Origin of the sequence: Noviherbaspirillum sp. (assembly GCF_035654295.1) — a bacterium.
In the GTDB taxonomy this organism is placed as follows: Bacteria; Pseudomonadota; Gammaproteobacteria; order Burkholderiales; family Burkholderiaceae_D; genus Noviherbaspirillum.
The window spans coordinates 1-2743 of the sequence record NZ_DASRXF010000037.1 but is presented as its reverse complement, the minus strand read 5'-3'; the positions used below and the strand labels follow the sequence as shown (position 1 = coordinate 2743).

2 protein-coding genes are annotated in these 2743 nt (G+C 61.6%); one reads left to right on the top strand and one right to left on the bottom strand.

The genetic code is table 11. From position 1 onward, the window contains the following. A partial coding sequence (locus VFF99_RS04305) for a hypothetical protein (RefSeq protein ID WP_325015296.1) occupies positions 1 to 513 on the top strand: 513 nt, incomplete at its 5' end. Between the two features lie 60 nt (positions 514 to 573). Here VFF99_RS04305 and VFF99_RS04300 read toward each other — a convergent pair. Next, positions 574 to 2355 (bottom strand): hybrid sensor histidine kinase/response regulator, encoded by a 1782-nt coding sequence (locus tag VFF99_RS04300; RefSeq protein ID WP_325015294.1) that lies wholly within the window; start codon positions 2353 to 2355, stop codon positions 574 to 576. Positions 2356 to 2743 lie beyond the last annotated feature (388 nt).

Below are 2743 nucleotides of genomic sequence, written 5' to 3'. Positions count from 1 at the left end.
TATCGCAATGACGGCGTGATCGACCTGTTCCCGTCGCAGGGGCTCGGCCAGAGCGCCACGCTCACCACCGCGCAGGCGCAATTCATCGGCAACCTCGAGATCGCGACCGGCCTCGCACCGCTGAACAACGACAATCCGCGGGATATCTCAGAAGGAAGCTATGACAGCAACGGCGTCACGTTCCTGATCTACACGGTGCTGAACGACCAACAGATGACGCCCGTGCGGTTCCATCTCACGGCGCCGGAGATGATGCAGGTCGCCAGCTACGCGACCACGCAGGAAGCGGTGGCGGTGCAGGTCGCAAAGCAGGGCCTCAGCGCGGAAGACCAGGTGCTGCTCGACCGGCTTTTCAATGATCCGGACATTGACGAAAACAGTATCCCACCCGATGCGCTCCTGCGGATCGAGCAGGCCGAACGCGCGGTGCACGACTACTACAGCGGCCTGGTCCTGGTCGGCTTCCAGCAAGCGGCGGCCGGCACGCTGGACGGCTGGATCACCGTCGTCTGAACCTGTTGACTGAAAACCGCCGTAAGGCGCCTGCACCGGCGCTTTACGGGCGACACATGCTTATTCCCGTCGGGGCAAATAGATTTTCACCGTTGTTCCGGCACCCTCGGCCGAGTGCAGCCTGATCTCGCCACGCGCCTCCTGCACGAAGCCGTAGATCATCGATAATCCCAGACCCGTTCCCTGGCCTTTTGGTTTGGTGGTGAAAAATGGTTCGAAGGCACGCTCGATCACATCGGGAGGCATTCCCTTGCCGGTGTCCCTGACACTGAGAACCGCATAACGGCCCGGCGGTATTGCATGTTCCGGGGCCGTCGCATCCAGCACAAGGTTCTCTGTCACAAGTTCGAGCTCGCCACCATTTTCCATCGCATCGCGGGCATTGATGGCCAGATTCAGCAGGGCGGTATCGAGTTGATTGGGGTCACACAGGGTATTCCATAAGTCTTCCGCAAGAGACAGTCGAACGGTGATTGACGGGCCTACCGTCGCAAGGATCATGTCCTGCATCAGGACGATCCGGTCGTTGATGTTGATCACGCTGGGCGCCAGAGAGTCACGCCGCGAGAATGCCAGCAGGCGATGCGTAATCGCCGACGCGGTACCCACTACCGAGTCGGCGGCCTTGACCGAGCGCGCTACCGCGTCGAGGCGGCCCTTCTCCAGGTGCACCCGCGTGAGCGTTAAATTGCCGGCGATGCCCGTCAGCAGGTTGTTGAAGTCATGCGCGATTCCTCCCGCGATTTGACCCAGGGCGTCCATCTTTTGGCCGTGGCGAAGCGCCTCTTCCGCGTTCTCCCGGCGCCGGATCTCGCTCTCGAGTTCAGCCGCGACGTTGCGCCATTGCGCGGTAGCGGCGCGCTGGCGGAATGACTGCCGGACGACGGCAACCCAAAGGAAGGTGAGCACCGCAATGACCAGCAATGCCATGAAAAGTCCGGGCGCCATGTCCTCGCGCCATTTCCGCAGCACGTTGCGTTTCTCGATGCTGTAGCTGATGTACAAGGGATAGGCTTTCACGCGGCTGTACGCATTGATGCGCTCGATGCCATCCACCTGCGACTTGGCGGTATATATGCCGCTGGGCGAATGCCGTATGCGGCTGACGAACGGGCCGTTAGGATTGAGTCGAGTCGGGTTGTTCGCTGCCGGATAGCGCGTCAGCAGCACGCCATCCTCACGGATAAAGGGAACAAGATAGCCGCGCGAGGGTACGAACTGTTCCCAGAATTTGGTGAAGTAATCGACCGGAACGCTCGCAAAAATAATGCCGTCGAAAGCGCCTGCAGGGTTGGTGCGGGCAATGCTGATGGCGAACTGGCTCCTGCCATCCGGTTTGCCTGCATACGCTTCGCTGAAGAACATGCCGCGGGCGATGCCGCTTTTTTGCGCGATAAAAAAATCGTGTTCAGCAAACGATAGCGGATAACTGGCTCCCGCACTGCTTGCGATTAACCGGCCGTCTGCGTCTGTGACGCCGATGTCGGATATCTGCTCAAAGCGGGCAGTCAGGTCGGAAAGCGTGCGCTGCAGCTCGCGGTCGGTGGAAAGCGCGGTCCGGGAGCGTCCGTCAGTGATGCCGGCGACCTGGTAAAGCGCAAGGGCATGGGAGTCCAATACATTGGCAGCGTGTTCTTGCAGCGCCACCACCGACCGTTGTGCGGTATTTTCCGCCTCTTCGAGCACCCTGCCGTAGTGATGCCAGCCGAACCAGGCAGCGAGCAATACCGGAAGCAGTATCGCAAATGCCAGCAACGCTATCAGCGGGGCGGACGCGCTGCGCAAGACCTCCCGGAGGCTGTCATTGGCATCCGCGCCAGATCCCGGCTTTCGACTCTTCATGCGCACCTCTTTCAAAGGACGTAAGTAAGTACGTCGGCGACAGGCATTGCCGCCAGCCTTGCCGGGCCGGGAAATGCGCAATCGGGACCGAGCACAGGGATTATAAGGGCAGCCGGCCTCCGTCCGCTTCTGGCGGCCGCAAACCGCCCGCTGCCGGAGGGCCGGCGCCGCTCCGGACGGCAGGAAGGCGCTGCCGGCCGACTTCGTCCGGAGCGCGCGTGATGAAGGCAGCCCCGGGCATGCCGAGGGTCAGAGCGGTATTTCCCTCGAAATGCTGCTCTTGATGAGATCGACCGTGCCGGACCCCAGCGCAGCCGCTTGCCACGCTGCGAATTCCGGATCCCCCAGCATCTTGTCATGGCACGCGCCGTATGCGGCGTAGCTGGGG

What these genes read in the sequence shown, in the direction of transcription:
- VFF99_RS04300 (WP_325015294.1), bottom strand. Translation starts at nt 2,355, where the DNA reads ATGAAGAGTCGAAAGCCGGGATCTGGCGCGGATGCCAATGACAGCCTC.